Below are 18,186 nucleotides of genomic sequence, written 5' to 3'. Positions count from 1 at the left end.
ATGAAAGCCTTGCCTCTGGTTACTCTTATTTTCGCCTGTAGCGAAGTTCACGCTGCCGCACCGATTGAAATAGATTGGGACTGGGCGACCTCAGTTCAACACACAGAGCACCAAGAGTCTGCGTTTATCTCTCCTGATAAAACCTCCTCGGTGAAGTTTGACGCCCTATTGGATGCTCAATTGAGCCTAGGTAACTGGAATGGCTTGTTCGCCATCTATGGTCAACAGCTCTACAGTTCAGCGCACTATCTGAATACCAACCACGAATACTCAGATGGCTGGTTCGAACAGGAGCACACCGACTTAATTATCAGAGAACTGGCTTGGCAGGGCGAACTTACTGTTGGTGATAACATTCTAGATGTCACCCTTGGTAAAGTGCGAGTGGATTGGGGCGTCGGCTATGGCTACCGACCGCTCGATTTTTTTAAGCCATACGCACAGAACCCAATTGGATTAAGTGTCGAAGAAGGGGCTCTGGTCGGCGCGCTCTCCTACTTTGATCAGCAAGGAGAATGGACGGCCATCTATACCAATTCTCATTGGTCTGATCGTGAAGAAAATGCGTTTACTGAAGCCAACCAACAACATGGGGTGGGATTTCGTCGCTATGTACTCTCGGGAAACAGCGAATATCAGTGGTTAGCCTACTACGATGATGTTCGCGAGGGGTTGATTGGCGCAAGTTGGGTAACTGTATTGGGTGAAGCATGGGAGCTGCACGCAGAAAGCAGTTGGCAAAACCGATACCTTCAATATCAACTTCCTTCGCAGCCCTATCAATCCACCGCGTTAACAGAACACCAAAGCGCTTGGCAAGGTTTAATAGGGTTCACCTATACCAATATGCAGGGCCACAGCTTGATTGGCGAATATTGGTACGACCAACGAGCATGGACATCATCACAATGGGATGAAGCCATCAGTCAAGCAGACAAACTTGCTTCCTTGCCTCATACGAAAAGCTTGGCTAGCTCATACGCTCAAGGCTTAAACCACAGTAACCTTGTTCAACATACCTTATTGCTCCATTGGAGCTGGGACACACAAGCATGGGCACAATGGCAAACCACCGATTCATGGCATTGGCTAACCGATTTCACGCCAACTCTTGATTTAATGTATGCCCCACAAGATGGCGGCATTATCGCAACCCAATGGCTTAACTATCAATGGCTTGATAACGGTGACGCATCAGTAGAACTGGAATTTAGCGCACGATTTTTGAGTGGAGATAACAAATCTTCTTATGCCCAGATCAACGATAGACGTACACTAACACTAACTATTAAAGGGAAATTCTAATGGTCAACTTCTGCTGGAAGCTTACTGGGGGTAAACGCATTTTTGTGTTAACCACCATATTTTGTTTAATCATCGCCGTAACGACGTTGGTCACTTGGGGCGGGCCATTTTATATACACGTATTGACTAGCCTAGGATTTGGCTATTCTGCCCTGCTCTCTTCTTATCTACTCTCTGTCGTTTTACCTCGGTTAAACGAACAGACCACCATTTTGCTCTCGCTAATCTCTGCCGTAGGGCTAGGTTCTATCAACGCATGGTTTTGGTTAGAGAACTCGTTTGAAATTGGGGTAAAAGGGCTGTTACCTACGATATTACTTGGCATTATCTTTACCGGTATTTGTTACTACTATTTTCATAATCGAGAGCTAAAAGCGCAATCTGATCGAGCTTTAGCTCAAGCAAAACAAAAACAGGCCGAACAGGAAAAGGCGCTCATCCTTAGCCAACTGCGCCAGATGCAGAGCCAAATTGAACCCCATTTTCTTTTTAATACTCTGGCCAACATCAGTGCCTTAATGGAGCAAGACGTTACCAAAGCCCGAACGATGTTAGAACAGCTTACCGAGCTGCTCAGAACCACTTTGGCCGTCTCTCGTCAATCTCATACTACGGTTGGCCATGAAATCCGTTTAATTGAAGCTTACTTGGCGATTCAAAAAGTTCGCCTAGACCATAGATTAACCTTCGCGATAAATATCGCACCTGAGCTACAAGAGATAACCATTCCACCGATGCTCATTCAACCCCTCGTTGAAAACGCCATCAAGCATGGGATCGAACCACAAAAGCGAGGTGGAACCATTACAATCTCTATAGAAAAAACCACCTCTCAACGCCTTATTATCACCGTGCAAGATGATGGTATTGGCTTAGATGCAAGCGCTCAGACAAAAGGTTCTGGCGTTGGTTTAAGCAACATAAAACAGCGCGTACACGCCCTTTATGATAACCATGCCCAAATGTCCATCCAACAACCAGAGCAAGGTGGATTCAAAGTCACTATCGAGTTACCGATAACAGAGGAAAAAAGCGCGTTATGAGTGCATACACCGCCATTATTGCTGATGATGAGCCATTGCTTCGTCATCATCTAGACCGCAGCCTTGCTGAAGTTTGGCCTGAGCTAGAAATCGTCTCTGCCTGTGAAGATGGCCAACAAACATTGGATCATATTGCCAAGTTTAAGCCCGATGTGGTGTTTCTAGATATACGCATGCCCGAACTTGATGGTATGGGCGTTGCCAAACAACTAAAAAGTTGCGCTCATCAACCCCTAATCATTTTTATCACCGCCTACGACGAGTATGCCATTCAAGCGTTTGAACAAAATGCCGCTGATTATCTACTTAAACCGATCAATGAAAATCGCTTATTAGAATGTTGCGAGAAAATTAAGCTACGTCTTGCGCAAGCAACCCAACCAGAATCGCCAGATCTAAGCGCATTGATGGCCCAAATTAGCCAACTTTCAACACCCGAAAAGACCTCATTCCTGACTTGGCTCAAAGCGTCTAAAGGCGAAGATATTCATTTGATCGCCACCGATGATGTATTGTTTTTTAAAGCGGAAGAAAAATATGTCTCCATTTATACCAACGATGATCAAGAGTTTCTTATTCGCACTCCTTTAAAAGAGTTACTAACCCAACTCGACCCAGAGCAATTTTGGAAAATACATCGTTCAACCGTCGTACGAGTCAGTGCTATTGATAAAGTCAGTAAAGACTTTGCCGGACGCATGTTCGTTGCGTTAAAGAGGCACAAACTTCCAGTAAGTCGTGCCTCTCAAAATCTATTTAAAGGGATGTAACACATCAACGCAAAACGGCAGTGTTCTGCGCTGCCTAATGCGAATTTGTGACCTAACGCAATCTCAACAGCGTAGCACTCGTACAGCGTACTATCGCCATCATCCTTTCGCTTTATGCCTCTTAACATCGCAAGCTTCAAGCTTAGTAAACCGCCACTTCGAAACCCCAACCCTTTCACTTCTGCCAAAACGTAAGGTTTTTAGGCTATTTTTGGCAAATTGAAACTTGTGATACTGCTATAAAACTGAAATCTAGCGCCTGCCATAATAAGCATCGAAATAAATAGTAAATTTTATGCTTGCGACTGAATCATAAGATTTATCCATTAAAACAAAAGATAGCCAATGCTAGGAGTAGCATTTGAGGACCACTCATGAAAAAGACATTACTTAGCACTCTAATCCTTGCAGGGATCACTGGAACGAGTTTTTCTGTAACAGCAGCAGAACAAGATGCTTTTAAGGTGAGCCCTTACCTACAAAACCCAACGACCACCAGCATGACAATTATGTGGGTCACGATGGACAACAAAGCGGGTGAAATCCAAATTTCGGGTCAAGATTTCAAGAAAGCAATGACCTCGAAACCTCTGTTAGCAGAAGGACTAGAGTACTTCCCAACCGAAGTCGAAAAATACTTTGAGAACAAAGCCGACGCACAAACACCTTATATTCATACTGTAAAAGTTGATGGCTTAAAACCGGGGACCAAGTATCAATACACTGTCAAACAAGACGGTGAAACATACGATGCGTACTTTACAACTGTGCCTAATAAAGACAGCAGTGTACGCTTCATGGTTTACTCAGATTCAGAAACTGAACCAGAATCCACAGGGAAAACACGCCGTTGGTCTGAACCTTACGGTGATTTCAATCGCCAATACCTCGTCGATCAAACCATCGGCTATCAACAAAACATCCGCGTGATGTCAGAGCGTCAGCCAAACTTCATTGCCATTGCCGGTGATTTGGTCGAATCAGGCAATGAACAACGCGACTGGGATGAATTCTGGCGTCACAATGCAGGTGATTACAATAACATCGCCTCTTATGTACCTTTACTACCAGCAATCGGTAACCACGAAAACTACCCTGGACCTGATGGCGGTATGGCAGAGTACAATACTGAGCTTGCCCTACAAGCTATCGCTCGCTACAAAACTTACTTTGACTTGCCAGACAACGGCAGCGATGTGAAAGCCTACAAAGACCGCTATTACCGCGTAGATTACGGCCCAATTACTTACATCACAATTGATACGTCAGACGGCAAAGCCGACAAAACTGACAAGGACACTAACTGGCGTTTACCGGGTGAAAATGCACCTGACTTCAACCCCGGCTCAGAGCAATACAAGTGGTTAGAGAAACAGCTAGCGGACGCACAGAAGAACAGTCAATTTACCTTTGTGCAGTTCCACCATGTCCCTTACTCTGTCGGCCCGCATGGCTTCCCGACTGGCACTGAAGGGTTTGAAAAAGGCCAAGATAATCAATCAGGCGTGCCAGTACGAGTGCTGACTCCACTATTTGAAAAGTATGGTGTTGATGCGGTCTTTGCTGGTCATGATGAAATGTACGAGCACTCTTTAGTCGACGGTGTGCACTTCTACGATGCTGGTACAGGTGGTGATGGTCTACGCGGACCGTACTTCGGTAAAGATGGCAAATACAAAGTTGACATGGATAACCCATATCAACAGTTCCTTGCTCACCTAGATGCGCCAGAAGTATGGGAAGGAAAACAGCTTGTCAGTGGCGGTAAACACTATGGTCACTTGGAAGTGAATGTATTCCAAGACAAGCAAGGGACTTGGACAACTGAAATTTCACCCGTTTATGTGTTCCCGTTGATGGATAAACAAGGTGAAGTTACTGGCTGGGAACGCCGCGTGTATGATGACGTCGTAACCCTTACCGCTAAATAGCTTGCTGCTTGCGAATACAAGATTTTACTCGCATTGATAACAAAATCCCTCAACTGAGTTGAGGGATTTTTACATCTAGACCTTTGTACTTGTAAAGGGCTTAACTCAATGGTCTTAGATACGCTAAGAAGCGCTTCTCGGCCGATTTGAAGACCCACAAAATGATGAAGGTAAGCGCCATATAGAACATACCCGCAGCGATGAATGACTCAAATGGTGCATAAGCGCGTGAGTTAACCAATCGTGCCACACCTGTTAAGTCAAGAATCGTCACAATACCTGCTACGGCACTGCCGTGTAACATGAAAATCACCTCGTTACTGTAAGCAGGTAAAGCGCGGCGTAATGCACTTGGTAAGATAATACGGTAATAGGTTTTGGCTTTACTCATACCGTAGGCTTTCGCCGCTTCCACTTCCCCTTTTGGCAAGCCATTAATAGCACCACGAATAATTTCGGCTGTATACGCAGATGTGTTCAAAACAAAAGCAGAAAGGGCACAAAACCAAGCATGCTCCCATAACGTTCCCACGACTGGAAAGAATTGATCCATGCCGTAGTAGATTAAGTAGAGTTGCACTAGCAACGGCGTACCGCGAAAGAAGTAAATAAACGCCCAACTAGGAAGCATCAACAAATAGTTCGAACTGTTACGCGCAATTGCCAAAGGAATCGAAACAAACAATCCGATAACTAATGCTAGCCCCACTAACCATGCTGTAGTCCAAAGGCCTTCAAAATAGAGAGGCAGATTTTCGATAATTATGCTGAAATCCATCATCTACCTCGCATGAATTGAGAACTTACGTTCGACCAGTTTCAGTAAACCTGTCGACACGCTGGTGAAAAACAAGAAGATAATCGCCACGGCCATGTAAAAGGTAAATGGCATCTTGGTTGAACCAGCCGCAAGAGAGCTTACCCGAACCATGTCTTCTAGGCCGATAATAGAAACTAATGCTGTTGTTTTAAGCAGTACAAGCCAGTTGTTACCAAAACCCGGCAATGCATGGCGAACCATCTGTGGGAAAAGAATGCGCCTAAAGGCAAGAACCGAGCTCATTCCGTAAGCCTTAGCGGCTTCCAGTTCACCTTTATCCACCGCCATAATTGCGCCGCGAAAAGTTTCAGCCATATACGCGCCAAAGATAAAGCCTATCGTCAGAACGCCCGCGATAAATGGGCTCACTTCAATGTAATCAGGTAAATAAGCCGTCCACTCATGGCTAGGGTCGCTAGCGGTGAACCACTCGTTAATGTATTCGTTGATATAGTAAAGACCGTTATTCAGTAAGACTTGTCCACCGAAGAAAATCAACATCATCAGAACCAAGTCTGGAATGCCACGAATAATAGTCGTGTAGAGAGTCGCTATAGCGCGAGCCCAGCGATAAGGCGCGAGTTTGGCTAAAGCACCAAGCATGCCCAACATCATTGCAAGCAAAAGCGATAGAATGGCAACTTCGATTGTTACCAGAGCCCCTTTAAATATTGAGGCTTCGTATCCTTGAAGATCCAGCATAGGTGAGTTCCTAATCCCTAAACTCAATGGCCGATAGAGCAAGGGCTCTTGCCCTATCGACTATAGAAAGTGATTGCCGATGACTTCTAGGAACAAATCGGCAATCTATACGTTGTTGGCTTATTCGCCGTAAACGTCGTAGTTAAAGTACTTAGCCGCGATCTCTTGGTACACGCCTTTCTCACGCAGAGATAGGATTGCCGCATCAAGCTTCGCTGTTAGGTCTTTATCTTGCTTACGTACCGCAATACCAAAGCCTTCACCAAACCATTGAGGATCAGTTAGCGATGGGCCAACAAACTCGTAACCTTCACCACCATCTTTGTTAAGTACGCCTTCTTCAAGTGCTGACGCATCACCTAATACCGCGGCAATACGACCACTTGCAAGGTCAAGGTATGCTTCATCGAAAGAGCCGTAACGAACGATTTCAACTTTGTCGTAGTTATCGGTTAGGTACTTATCGTGTGTAGTTGCACGTTGAACACCAATCTTCACGCCATCTAGGTTTTCAAAATCTAAACCAGCACCCTTCTTAGCGATAAATTTGTTTGGGATCAGTGCGTATTTACCAGTGAAGTCAATTTTCTTTTTACGCTCTTCAGTAATAGACATCGCTGCAATGATTGCATCGTACTTACGAGCAAGCAGTGAAGGAATAATACCGTCCCAATCTTGAGGAACTATCTTACATTTCACTTCCATCTCTTTACACAGCGCATTGGCCATGTCGACATCGAAGCCTTTTAGCGAGCCATCGGCTTCTGTCCAGCTAAATGGAGGGTATGCACCTTCAATACCAAAGCGAACCGTTTTCCATTCCTTCGCTTGAGCCATACCCGTTACCGCTGTAACCGCAAGCGCTGCTACTACTAACCACTTTTTCATATCCATACTCCTGTGATTTCTTACTTATAGATGTTGTGTTTGTGCCACTTCCGCTTTCTCATTCAGAAAGCGTGGCTAATAAATCGATGATATAAATTGTTGTAAACGTTCAGACTCAGGGTTAGAGAATAGCTTGGCAGGATCACCTTGCTCTTCGACTAAACCTTGGTGCAAAAACATTACGTGATTTGAAACATCGCGAGCAAAAGCCATTTCATGAGTCACCACCAACATGGTGCGCCCTTCTTCAGCCAGCTCTCTCATTACGCCTAGAACCTCACCAACTAGCTCAGGATCGAGGGCTGATGTTGGTTCATCGAACAGCATCACTTCAGGGTCTACTGCCAGTGCCCTTGCTATGGCTGCACGTTGCTGTTGACCACCAGAAAGGTGTCCGGGGTAATAATCTTTGCGTTCATACAAACCGACTTTTTTTAAGAGTAGCTCTGCATTTTCAATTGCTTGCGCTTTCGGCACACCCAATACATGAACTGGGGCTTCGATCACGTTCTCAAGTACGGTCATGTGAGACCAAAGATTGAATCCTTGAAACACCATAGCTAAACGCGAGCGAATGCGTTGAACTTGTTTTTCGTTGGAAGGAACGGCTTCCCCTTTACGGTTATTTTTCATCTCGATCAATTCGCCATTGACCCAGATTTCACCAGCAGTGGGGGTTTCAAGTAGGTTGATACAACGAAGGAAAGTACTTTTGCCTGATCCGGAAGAGCCGATAATCGAAATCACGTCGCCTTTGTGGGCTTCTAATGAGATTCCTTTAAGCACTTCGTTTTGGCCAAATGTTTTATGTAAGTCTTTGATATTAAGCGCGGGTACATCTGTCATGCGCTGTCACTCCCTGTGTATTTGTATGATCAATCAGCGAACGGAGCCAATCAATCTTATGAGTTCCACTCATATTTCCACTCAAATTAGCACCACTCAAAAACAGATGCAACAAATTATTAACCTACACAAATGGGATATATAGCTATTTTATATGAGTAAAAATTCATCAATTAGATAAAATCACTTCACTCAATGAATAAAACCCAACAAAACGCACGCTCTTAAGCATACGTTCATGTTAACATTTTTGACATATAAACCACCAATAAGACTTGTTGCATAGTTTCAAACCACTGGACAAATACTCACCAAAGATCGCTTGCAAAAGTTACAATCTGAAATATTTTTTCAGCATCAAGGAAAAGACTAGCTAAAGATTAACCAAACTGCGTAGTTTTCTTTCACATTCTGTCATAAAGTGATCTAAATCAATCACTCCAAAGGGTTAGCACGTTAAAATCCGCTGCAGATAAAAGCCTCAAAAGCGTTCTTTTGTCGGGTAAATCGACTATGTTAAAGCACATAGGTGCCGTGCTTGAAGGCTGGCATCAAAAGAGAACTTTGCAGGAAGCTATAGCTTTTACGCCATCGCTTACATAACTCAAATAATAAGCGACCACAAAGAATCACTAACTTTTATATATGAGGAATCTATGTCAGACGCAGTAAATAAGCCGCACTCTGATTCGGATATCGAAAACAAGAGCTATCAAGAGCTGCACCGTCCAGCTTCTGAGTTTGCAAGTCGTTCCGACTACCTAGACCACGAACTGCAAATCATGAAGCCACGCCGCTTCGGTTTAAACCTTCCAGGTCGCGATTTCCGCTTCGAACTTGAAGATTTAGTCCCAGCGCTTGCAGGTACTATCGGCATCATCGCGATGTACTCGGCAGTAATGATGTCTTGGGCTGAAGGTCTAACCGCAGCTTGGGATCACGTTAATCTTGGTAAAGAATTCGCTATCGAAGTTGCGCGTGTTGAGATGTTAATTCCAGCACTTCTTTTTTGTATCATTTCTTCTGGTTTCCTCAACCCTCGCGCTAACCTAGCCGGTAACCACGGCCCAATGATTCCATTGATCGGTTCTATCGCTCTAGCGGGTGCTCACCCTCTTGCGCTAGCAATCCTTCTTGGTGTGTTCGGTCTGCTACTGAGTTACTTCAAAGGCGGTTCTAAACTCGTAAACCTGACCTCTGAAGGTACAGCCGGCGGCTTACTTATCTTCCTTGGTTTTACCGGTACGATGAGCCAAATCGGCTCGATTCAAGACTGGGCTGTAAGCCTACAATCAGCAGACGTTGCCTCTGGTAGCATGGGCTACGTTGGTCTTATCGTTCTTGGTATCACTATCGCGATTTACGCTTTCCTTGCGAAAATCAACATGCGTTGGTTAGCGATCCCAGTTTGTGCTTTCACTGGCCTACTTATCGCTCTAGTTCTTGGCGCAGGTTTTGACCTTCAGTTCGAAACTGAAATGGGTCTACCAAACCTAAACCCTGTTTACTGGTGGGGCAGCGAAACTGAAGGTTGGATGCTTGGTCTTCCAAACCTAAACCACTTCATTGCATCGCTACCATTTGCAATCCTAGCGGTAGCTATGTGGTCTCCTGACTTCCTAGGTCACCGTATTTTCCAAGAGCTAAACTACCCACGTAAGACTGAAAAAGTACTTATGGACGTTGATGACACTATGACTATGTGTTCTGTTCGTCAGATGGTTGGTACTGCGGTTGGTGGTGGTAACATCACTTCATCTTGGGGTACTTACATGATCCCAGCAGCAATCGCTAAGCGCCCTATCCCAGCAGGTGCGATTCTTCTTGGTGCTCTATGTATCATCGTTGCGATTCTTGGTTTCCCAATGGACGTAGCGGTATGGCCACCAGTAATGCGTGTTGCGCTTCTAGTAGGTGTATTCCTTCCTCTACTTGAAGCTGGTATGCAAATGGTTAAAGATACTAAAGACTCACAAGCAGCGGGTATCTGTATCTTTGCTTCTGTTGTTGCTAACCCTGTTCTTGCTTGGGCACTAACTATGTTCCTAGACAACAACGGTCTAATCGGTGACAAAGAACGTGCATCTCGCCTATCGTTTGCAGACAAGATTGTTATCCCTGTGGGTGTATTCGTAATCTGTCTAGTCGCAATGCTTGCGGTTGGTATGCTTGAAGGCCAATACGGCATCAAAGCGTGGCTATAATTTATAGTCTATAACTTGTGGGGAAAGCGCAAAGCGCTTTCCCTATTCTTTCAAAAAATTATCAACTTTTTTTATGATTTATTGATTTAGTTTAAGGTTTGCAATTTTTTTTTAGTTTACCCTTGAATCTATATCTTAAAGAACCCACATTATTGCTAGTGACAATTTCTATAGGTTTGTGATCGTTTGAAGTAAAAGATCAGTAAGGCTATACATATTGTTATTAATTAGAGTGTACTGTTCCTCTTCCCAGAGGATAGCTGGCTCAACGGCGAAACCAGTACGTGTTTTTTCTACTAAAAAGGTAGGTATGTCATGGCAGAGCAATTTGCTAAAGCTTGGGAAGGTTTTGCTGAAGGTGATTGGCAAAACGAAGTAAACGTTCGTGATTTCATTCAAAAGAACTACGCACCGTATGAAGGCGACGAATCTTTCCTAGTTTCTGAAGGTACTGAAGCAACTAACAAGCTTTGGGCTAAGGTAATGGAAGGTATCAAACTGGAGAACTCTACTCACGCTCCTGTTGATTTCGATACTTCACTTATCTCTACCATCACTGCTCACGATGCAGGCTACATCGAGAAAGACCTAGAGACTATCGTTGGTCTTCAAACTGAAGCTCCTCTTAAACGTGCAATCATGCCAAACGGCGGTGTACGTATGATCGAAGGTTCTTGTAAAGCTTACGGTCGTGAACTTGACCCACAAGTTTCAAAAATCTTCTCTGAGTACCGCAAAACACACAACCAAGGTGTTTTCGATGTTTACTCTCCAGATATCCTAAAATGTCGTAAGTCTGGTGTTCTAACTGGTCTTCCTGACGCATACGGCCGTGGTCGTATCATCGGTGACTACCGTCGTGTAGCTCTATACGGTGTAGATTTCCTAATCAAAGACAAAGTAGCTCAGTTCCACTCAACTCAAGAACAACTTGAAGCGGGTGAAGATCTACAGATGACTATGCAGCTTCGCGAAGAGATTCAAGAGCAGCACCGTGCACTAGGTCAAATGAAAGAAATGGCAGCTAAATACGGCTTCGACATTTCTGGTCCTGCGACTAACGCACAAGAAGCTATCCAGTGGACTTACTTCGGTTACCTAGCAGCTGTTAAATCTCAAAACGGCGCAGCAATGTCTCTAGGTCGTACTTCTACGTTCCTTGACGTTTACGTTGAACGTGATATTGCTAACGGTGTTATCACTGAAGAACAAGCTCAAGAAATGATCGACCACTTCGTAATGAAGCTACGTATGGTTCGTTTCCTACGTACTCCTGAGTACGATGAGCTATTCTCTGGCGACCCAATCTGGGCAACAGAATCTATGGGTGGTATGGGTGTTGACGGTCGTACACTAGTTACACGTACTAACTTCCGTTTCCTAAACACACTATACACAATGGGTCCTTCTCCAGAGCCAAACATCACTGTACTTTGGTCTGAGCAGCTACCTGACGGCTTCAAGAAGTTCTGTGCGAAAGTATCTATCGATACTTCTTCAATCCAGTACGAAAACGACGACCTAATGCGTCCAGATTTCGACAACGATGACTACGCTATCGCTTGTTGTGTATCGCCAATGGTTATCGGTAAGCACATGCAGTTCTTCGGCGCTCGTGCAAACCTTGCTAAGACTCTACTTTACGTTATCAACGGTGGTGTTGATGAGAAACTGAAGATGCAAGTTGGTCCTAAGACTGAGCCAATGACTGACGAAGTTCTAGACTTCGACAAAGTTTGGGCTGGTCTAGACAACCTAATGGATTGGCTAGCTAAGCAATACGTGACTGCACTAAACGCAATCCACTACTCACACGACAAGTACAGCTACGAAGCAGCGCTTATGGCTCTTCATGACCGTGACGTTCGTCGTACAATGGCTTGTGGTATCGCTGGTCTATCTGTTGCAGCTGACTCTCTATCAGCAATTAAATACGGTAAGGTTAAGCCTATCCGTGACGAAGATGGCATTGCAATCGACTTCGAAATCGAAGGCGACTACCCTAAATTTGGTAACAACGACGCACGTGTTGATGACATGGCTTGTGAACTTGTTTCTAACTTCATGGGTAAAATCCGTAAGCTTAAGACTTACCGTGATGCAATCCCTACGCAGTCTATCCTTACTATCACATCTAACGTTGTGTACGGTAAGAAAACTGGTACTACACCTGATGGCCGTAAAGCAGGCGCTCCTTTCGCTCCTGGTGCTAACCCAATGCACGGTCGTGATGAGAAAGGTGCTGTAGCATCTCTAACATCAGTAGGTAAACTACCGTTTGCTGACGCAAAAGATGGTATCTCTTACACATTCTCTATCGTGCCAAACGCACTAGGTAAAGAAGAGAACTCTCAACGTTCTAACCTTGCAGGTCTAATGGATGGTTACTTCCACCACGAAGCTGGCATTGAAGGTGGTCAACACCTTAACGTGAACGTTCTTAACCGTGAAACTCTAGAAGACGCAGTTAAGCACCCTGAGAAATACCCTCAGCTAACAATCCGTGTATCTGGTTACGCTGTACGCTTCAACTCTCTAACTGCAGAGCAACAAGCTGACGTAATCGCACGTACTTTCACTGAGTCTCTATAATTCTCAGCTGAATAAATAGTAAGAGCCCCGCTTTCTAGCGGGGCTTTTTTTTTGCTTCAAGCAACTCGCAGTTACGCACGATAAGACCTAGCGCACATGCCGAAAGTTTATTTGCGCTACTTCTCATTTTGTATAGTAAGATGGCAAGCTGTTATCTATTTGTCTGCACAGTTGCGAACTGAATTACCAATGAAATTATCACGTTACCTTCCCCTTTTATTACTCGCCTCTGCAGCAAGCAGTGCTTCAGAACGCTCAACCGTGACTTTTAGCCTCGACAATGATGGCTTATTTGGGGTTGATAAAGACTATACCAACGGTATTTTCCTTAGTTATACATCAGGGGCAATACAGCCCAACTGGCTTACAACACCTTTTAGCCTATCACTCTGGGGCGCGTCTTCTTTAGATAAAGTTGAATTTGTTCTGGGTCATAAGATGTACACGCCATCTGATATTGAAGCGACAGTACCTCTAGCCAATGACCGTCCTTATGCTGGTTTTTTACATGGCGAGTTAAATTACCTCAGCCTCCACCCTCAGCAAGCGCAGCGCTTCAACCTTACTTTCGGTACAACGGGTGAAAGTTCGTTAGCCGAACAAGCGCAAGATATCGTACACGGCATCACAGGCTCTGATGAACCTAACGGCTGGGCATTCCAAGTCGGTGACGAGTTTGTGGTTAATGCTGGCTATTTGAGCCACTTTAATTGGTATCGTGACCGCTCTATCGCCAATACCGATTTTGAAATCTCCAACGTTTCTGAGGTCAATGTCGGTAGTTTCCGTAGCGATGTGTCGACGGGCCTAATGCTACGTTGGGGTACTGATCTTGGTGGCAACATGGGTGCGGCAAACATCGATACCGAAAACCCGTTCCGACCAGGTATGCTAGGCGGTTCTACTAATGGCTGGTTTGTCTTCCTTGGATTGGAAGCCCGCTACCGATTTAATGACATCACCATTGAAGGTGATCGTCCGGGTATCACCCATCCAGAGCTTTATGAAGTAACGCTAGAAAATAACCAAGCAACTGCTGTTGCAGGCGTGGCTTGGTACAACCAATCTTTTGGCGCAAGTCTAACTACAACGGTCAAAACGCCTGACTACAAAGAAGCCACGACGTCAGTCTACGGTACTGGCGGACTTTCGCTATTCGCTTTCTTCTAAAGACGCGACAACCTCTCCTATTAAGCCACAGTACCAACTGTGGCTTTTTTGTCCACAAACCTATCATTTCGTTACATAATTACAGATAACCATTCTCATCTAGGGTGTATTTGACCAATAGTGGCAATTAATTGTGCTAGAAACATGGCAAGCCCTATTTATACCGCTTTTTTTGTAATAAAATGACATGACAATCACTTATAAGAGATGAGCTCATGTCAACAAAAGGTCGTATTCACTCCTTTGAATCTTGCGGGACAGTCGATGGCCCTGGTATTCGCTTTATTGTGTTTCTGCAAGGCTGTTTAATGCGCTGTATGTATTGTCATAACCGCGATACGTGGGACACGCATGATGGTAAAGAAGTGACTGTTGACGAGATCATTAACGAAGCAAAAACCTACCGTCACTTTATGAATGCATCAGGTGGTGGTGTGACTTGTTCAGGTGGTGAAGCGATGTTGCAACCTGAATTTGTTCGTGATTTCTTCCGCGCAGCTCAATCGGAAGGTATTCACACTTGTCTTGATACCAATGGTTATATCCGTAAACACACCGATGTTATCGACGAAGTATTGGAAGCCACTGATCTCGTGATGCTGGATCTTAAGCATATGCAAGATGAGATTCATAAAGACTTTATCGGCGTGTCTAACCACCGCGTTCTCGATTTCGCTCGCTACCTACACAAGCTAGGTAAAAAAACTTGGATTCGCTACGTTGTTGTACCAGGTTACACAGACAGCGAAGAAGCGGCACACCTTCTTGGTGAGTTCATTAAAGATATGGACAACGTTGAAAAACTTGAGCTTTTGCCGTATCACAAGCTTGGCGCTCATAAGTGGGAAGCATTGGGCCATGATTACCCTCTTGAAGGCGTTAACCCACCTTCAAAAGAGACGATGGACAAAATCGTTTCTATTCTTGAGCAGTATCATTCAAACGTTAAGTACTAAGCACGTTTTCACTGATTGATTTTAAAGGCCAACTCATAGGAGTTGGTCTTTTTGTTTCTACCTACCCTTAACTTGATCGAGTCATTACAAAAAAGTTTGTATTTTTACCATTAAATATGTGTTGAGATCATGTTTCACGTTAGCCCAAAACGATAACCTAAGCACATTAAAGATGTACTAGATTATACGAGGCCAACCTGATGGAAATGACAAATGCTCAACGTTTGATCCTATCAAATCAATACTACCTAATGTCGCAGATGGACCCAGAAAACAGTGATAAATACAAACGCTTACAAACTATTGTCGAGCGTGGTTATGCACTGCAAATGAATGAGCTCAACAAAGACTTTGGCTGTATCGAGCAAGCAGAATGTCGTGAAATTCTTGAAATCATGGAGATGTACCATGCTATGCAAGAATCAAACAAAATGTTATCCGAAGACGAACGTAAAGATGTAGACCAACGTCGTCTGCAGTTCCTTGGTTTTGATGCAGCAAGCGAATGCCAGCTGGTGAACTACGTTCGCTTCCTTGTTGATTCTGAAGGGCTCTACCCTCAGTTTGATAAAGGTGAACATCACTTCAACGCTCAAATGCCAATGCTAGCAAAATACCAACGTATGCTGAGCACTTGGAAAGCTTGCCCTCGCCAATACCATTTATCGGCAGCTGAATTCCGTCAAATCTTCAACGCGTAATCATACCGCGGTCATTGATTTCCTAAGGGCGCTCTTGCGCCCTTTTTTCTTTTCTAACTATGCAACAATGTTTTCCTAACTTTGCTCTTCCTTTGTCCATTTTTCGTATCTAAAGCTAAGCCATATTGCGTCTGGTCTGATCTCTCATTCTTGCGTCTACAAACGCAATTAAACACATATTTTTTAAGCAAAATTTGAAAAGCACACTAGGCTTAAAAATGAGGGAGCAAGTTATTAATGCGAGTGCTGTGTCAGTCAGACAGGTTCAGAGGGGAAATCATCATGAGTATTTTCGACCATTTTCAAGCACGCTATGAAGCCGCTAAGGATGAAGAACTATCTTTACAAGAATTCTTGGCACTGTGTAAAGATGATAAAAGCGCGTATGCAAACGCAGCTGAGCGTTTATTAATGGCTATTGGAGAGCCAGAAGTCATTGATACTGCGCAAGATCCACTATTAAGCCGAATTTTCTCGAACCGAGTTATTTCTCGGTACGATACCTTTAAAGACTTCTATGGCATGGAAGATGCCATTGAACAGATTGTGTCTTATCTCAAACACGCTGCGCAAGGTTTGGAAGAACGCAAACAGATCCTTTACCTACTTGGTCCAGTGGGTGGTGGTAAATCTTCACTGGCAGAGAAATTAAAAGCCTTGATGCAACAAGTACCTATCTTTGTTTTGTCTGCAAATGGTGAGCGTAGCCCAGTCAATGACCATCCGTTCTGTCTGTTTGATGTCAACGAAGATGGCGATCTGCTAAAACAAGAATATGGCATTGAAAAACGTTATCTACGTTCAATCATGTCTCCATGGGCCGCAAAACGTCTACATGAGTTTGGTGGCGACATTTCCAAATTCAAAGTTGTTAAAGTACGACCATCCATTCTTGACCAGTTAGCGGTCGCGAAAACTGAGCCGGGTGATGAAAACAACCAAGACATTTCATCATTGGTTGGTAAGGTCGATATCCGAATGCTTGAGCACTACTCACAAGATGACCCAGATGCGTACAGCTATTCTGGAGCTCTATGTAAAGCCAACCAAGGCTTGATGGAGTTTGTGGAAATGTTCAAAGCGCCAATTAAAGTGTTACACCCACTGTTGACCGCAACTCAAGAAGGTAACTACAACGGTACAGAAGGACTTTCTGCACTGCCTTTCGACGGTATGATTTTGGCGCACTCAAACGAATCCGAATGGCAAACGTTCCGCAATAATAAAAACAACGAAGCATTCTTAGACCGTGTTTACATCGTCAAAGTGCCGTATTGTCTGCGCGTATCGGAAGAAGTCAAAATCTACAAAAAGCTACTCGACCATTCAGAGCTTTCAAAAGCGCCATGCTCACCGAGTACATTGGAGTTACTATCTCAATTCAGCATCCTGTCTCGACTTAAAGAGCCTGAAAACTCGTCCATCTTCTCTAAGATGCGCGTCTACGATGGCGAGACGTTAAAAGACACCGATCCAAAAGCGAAGAGCTACCAAGAATATCGCGACTATGCTGGTGTTGATGAGGGTATGGCAGGCCTTTCGACCCGTTTTGCCTTCAAGATCCTGTCCCGTGTGTTTAACTTCGACCAAACCGAAGTTGCAGCCAACCCAGTACACCTGTTCTACGTTATCGAACAACAAATTGAACGTGAACAGTTCCCACAAGAAACCGCTGAGAAGTACCTTGAGTTCCTTAAGGGCTATTTAGTACCTCGCTATGTCGAGTTTATCGGTAAGGAAATTCAAACCGCTTACTTAGAGTCTTACTCTGAATATGGTCAAAATATCTTTGACCGTTACGTCACCTACGCTGACTTCTGGATTCAAGATCAAGAGTATCGCGACCCAGAAACTGGCCAGCTATTTGACCGCTCAGCACTGAATAATGAGTTGGAGAAAATTGAGAAAACCGCAGGTATTAGCAATCCGAAAGATTTCCGTAACGAAATCGTCAACTTCGTATTACGTGCCCGCGCCAACAACAACGGTTCAAACCCTGTTTGGACTAGCTACGAAAAACTACGCACCGTGATTGAGAAGAAAATGTTCTCTAACACTGAAGAGCTTCTTCCTGTCATCTCGTTTAACACCAAAACCTCTTCTGAAGACCAGAAGAAACATGACGACTTTGTCGCTCGTATGATGGAAAAAGGCTACACCGAGAAACAAGTACGCCTACTTTCAGAATGGTACCTACGCGTTCGTAAATCTTCTTAAATAGCGACGAAGCAGGCCATGACTACCGTTGACAGGTCTGG

The 18,186-nt window shown here is 44.3% G+C and carries 14 protein-coding genes; 10 read left to right on the top strand and 4 right to left on the bottom strand.

What is annotated here, in order from left to right; translation table 11 throughout:
• The 4 genes from OH461_RS02920 (at position 1) to OH461_RS02905 (ending at position 5,049) form a co-directional block, all read left to right on the top strand.
• Complete coding sequence (locus OH461_RS02920; RefSeq protein WP_270019132.1) at positions 1–1,305, top strand: hypothetical protein; 1,305 nt, start codon at positions 1–3, stop codon at positions 1,303–1,305.
• Positions 1,305–2,348 (top strand): sensor histidine kinase, encoded by a 1,044-nt coding sequence (locus OH461_RS02915; RefSeq protein WP_270019131.1) that lies wholly within the window; start codon positions 1,305–1,307, stop codon positions 2,346–2,348. The genes OH461_RS02920 and OH461_RS02915 overlap by 1 nt, the downstream gene beginning before the upstream one ends.
• Entirely contained in the window at positions 2,345–3,118 is a 774-nt protein-coding gene (locus OH461_RS02910; RefSeq protein WP_270019130.1) for a LytR/AlgR family response regulator transcription factor, read from the top strand. The genes OH461_RS02915 and OH461_RS02910 overlap by 4 nt, the downstream gene beginning before the upstream one ends.
• 374 nt (positions 3,119–3,492) lie before the next feature.
• Positions 3,493–5,049 carry a purple acid phosphatase family protein gene (locus OH461_RS02905; protein WP_270019129.1) on the top strand — a complete coding sequence of 519 codons (1,557 nt, stop codon included), beginning with the start codon at positions 3,493–3,495 and terminating at the stop codon, positions 5,047–5,049.
• A 100-nt stretch (positions 5,050–5,149) separates the two neighbouring features.
• Here OH461_RS02905 and OH461_RS02900 read toward each other — a convergent pair whose 3' ends face one another.
• From OH461_RS02900 to OH461_RS02885, 4 genes are all read right to left on the bottom strand, one after another.
• Entirely contained in the window at positions 5,150–5,827 is a 678-nt protein-coding gene (locus tag OH461_RS02900) for an ABC transporter permease (protein WP_270019849.1), read from the bottom strand.
• 3 nt (positions 5,828–5,830) lie between these two features.
• Positions 5,831–6,571 (bottom strand): ABC transporter permease, encoded by a 741-nt coding sequence (locus tag OH461_RS02895; protein WP_270019128.1) that lies wholly within the window; start codon positions 6,569–6,571, stop codon positions 5,831–5,833.
• A 120-nt stretch (positions 6,572–6,691) separates the two neighbouring features.
• A complete protein-coding gene (locus OH461_RS02890) occupies positions 6,692–7,459 on the bottom strand; it encodes an ABC transporter substrate-binding protein (protein ID WP_270019127.1) in 768 nt (255 codons plus the stop codon).
• A 75-nt stretch (positions 7,460–7,534) separates the two neighbouring features.
• A complete protein-coding gene (locus tag OH461_RS02885; protein WP_260258698.1) occupies positions 7,535–8,305 on the bottom strand; it encodes an ABC transporter ATP-binding protein in 771 nt (256 codons plus the stop codon).
• A 656-nt stretch (positions 8,306–8,961) separates the two neighbouring features.
• Between OH461_RS02885 and OH461_RS02880 the strand changes: the two genes are divergently transcribed.
• From OH461_RS02880 to OH461_RS02855, 6 genes are all read left to right on the top strand, one after another.
• Entirely contained in the window at positions 8,962–10,509 is a 1,548-nt protein-coding gene (locus OH461_RS02880) for a DUF3360 family protein (RefSeq protein WP_270019126.1), read from the top strand.
• A gap of 315 nt (positions 10,510–10,824) precedes the next feature.
• Positions 10,825–13,101, top strand: coding sequence for a formate C-acetyltransferase (gene pflB, locus OH461_RS02875; protein ID WP_270019125.1), 2,277 nt, complete (start codon positions 10,825–10,827; stop codon positions 13,099–13,101).
• Between the two features lie 189 nt (positions 13,102–13,290).
• On the top strand, positions 13,291–14,271 hold the full coding sequence (locus tag OH461_RS02870) for a lipid A deacylase LpxR family protein (RefSeq protein WP_270019124.1): 981 nt from the start codon (positions 13,291–13,293) through the stop codon (positions 14,269–14,271).
• A gap of 215 nt (positions 14,272–14,486) precedes the next feature.
• Positions 14,487–15,227, top strand: coding sequence for a pyruvate formate lyase 1-activating protein (gene pflA, locus OH461_RS02865; RefSeq protein WP_270019123.1), 741 nt, complete (start codon positions 14,487–14,489; stop codon positions 15,225–15,227).
• 200 nt (positions 15,228–15,427) lie between these two features.
• Entirely contained in the window at positions 15,428–15,928 is a 501-nt protein-coding gene (locus tag OH461_RS02860) for a YfbU family protein (protein WP_270019122.1), read from the top strand.
• A gap of 282 nt (positions 15,929–16,210) precedes the next feature.
• Positions 16,211–18,145 (top strand): PrkA family serine protein kinase, encoded by a 1,935-nt coding sequence (locus OH461_RS02855; RefSeq protein ID WP_270019121.1) that lies wholly within the window; start codon positions 16,211–16,213, stop codon positions 18,143–18,145.
• Positions 18,146–18,186 lie beyond the last annotated feature (41 nt).

Origin of the sequence: Vibrio sp. LaRot3 (genome assembly GCF_027587025.1) — a bacterium.
GTDB lineage: Bacteria > Pseudomonadota > Gammaproteobacteria > Enterobacterales > Vibrionaceae > Vibrio.
The sequence above is the reverse complement of the archived record's forward strand: the minus strand, read 5'-3'. Positions and strand labels throughout refer to the sequence as shown.

Bases quoted from the DNA above. Each gene is read 5' to 3' on its own strand.
- OH461_RS02920 (WP_270019132.1), top strand. From the start codon at position 1: ATGAAAGCCTTGCCTCTGGTTACTCTTATTTTCGCCTGTAGCGAAGTT.
- OH461_RS02915 (WP_270019131.1), top strand. From the start codon at position 1,305: ATGGTCAACTTCTGCTGGAAGCTTACTGGGGGTAAACGCATTTTTGTG.
- OH461_RS02910 (WP_270019130.1), top strand. From the start codon at position 2,345: ATGAGTGCATACACCGCCATTATTGCTGATGATGAGCCATTGCTTCGT.
- OH461_RS02905 (WP_270019129.1), top strand. From the start codon at position 3,493: ATGAAAAAGACATTACTTAGCACTCTAATCCTTGCAGGGATCACTGGA.
- OH461_RS02900 (WP_270019849.1), bottom strand. From the start codon at position 5,827: ATGGATTTCAGCATAATTATCGAAAATCTGCCTCTCTATTTTGAAGGC.
- OH461_RS02895 (WP_270019128.1), bottom strand. From the start codon at position 6,571: ATGCTGGATCTTCAAGGATACGAAGCCTCAATATTTAAAGGGGCTCTG.
- OH461_RS02890 (WP_270019127.1), bottom strand. From the start codon at position 7,459: ATGAAAAAGTGGTTAGTAGTAGCAGCGCTTGCGGTTACAGCGGTAACG.
- OH461_RS02885 (WP_260258698.1), bottom strand. From the start codon at position 8,305: ATGACAGATGTACCCGCGCTTAATATCAAAGACTTACATAAAACATTT.
- OH461_RS02880 (WP_270019126.1), top strand. From the start codon at position 8,962: ATGTCAGACGCAGTAAATAAGCCGCACTCTGATTCGGATATCGAAAAC.
- pflB (WP_270019125.1), top strand. From the start codon at position 10,825: ATGGCAGAGCAATTTGCTAAAGCTTGGGAAGGTTTTGCTGAAGGTGAT.
- OH461_RS02870 (WP_270019124.1), top strand. From the start codon at position 13,291: ATGAAATTATCACGTTACCTTCCCCTTTTATTACTCGCCTCTGCAGCA.
- pflA (WP_270019123.1), top strand. From the start codon at position 14,487: ATGTCAACAAAAGGTCGTATTCACTCCTTTGAATCTTGCGGGACAGTC.
- OH461_RS02860 (WP_270019122.1), top strand. From the start codon at position 15,428: ATGGAAATGACAAATGCTCAACGTTTGATCCTATCAAATCAATACTAC.
- OH461_RS02855 (WP_270019121.1), top strand. From the start codon at position 16,211: ATGAGTATTTTCGACCATTTTCAAGCACGCTATGAAGCCGCTAAGGAT.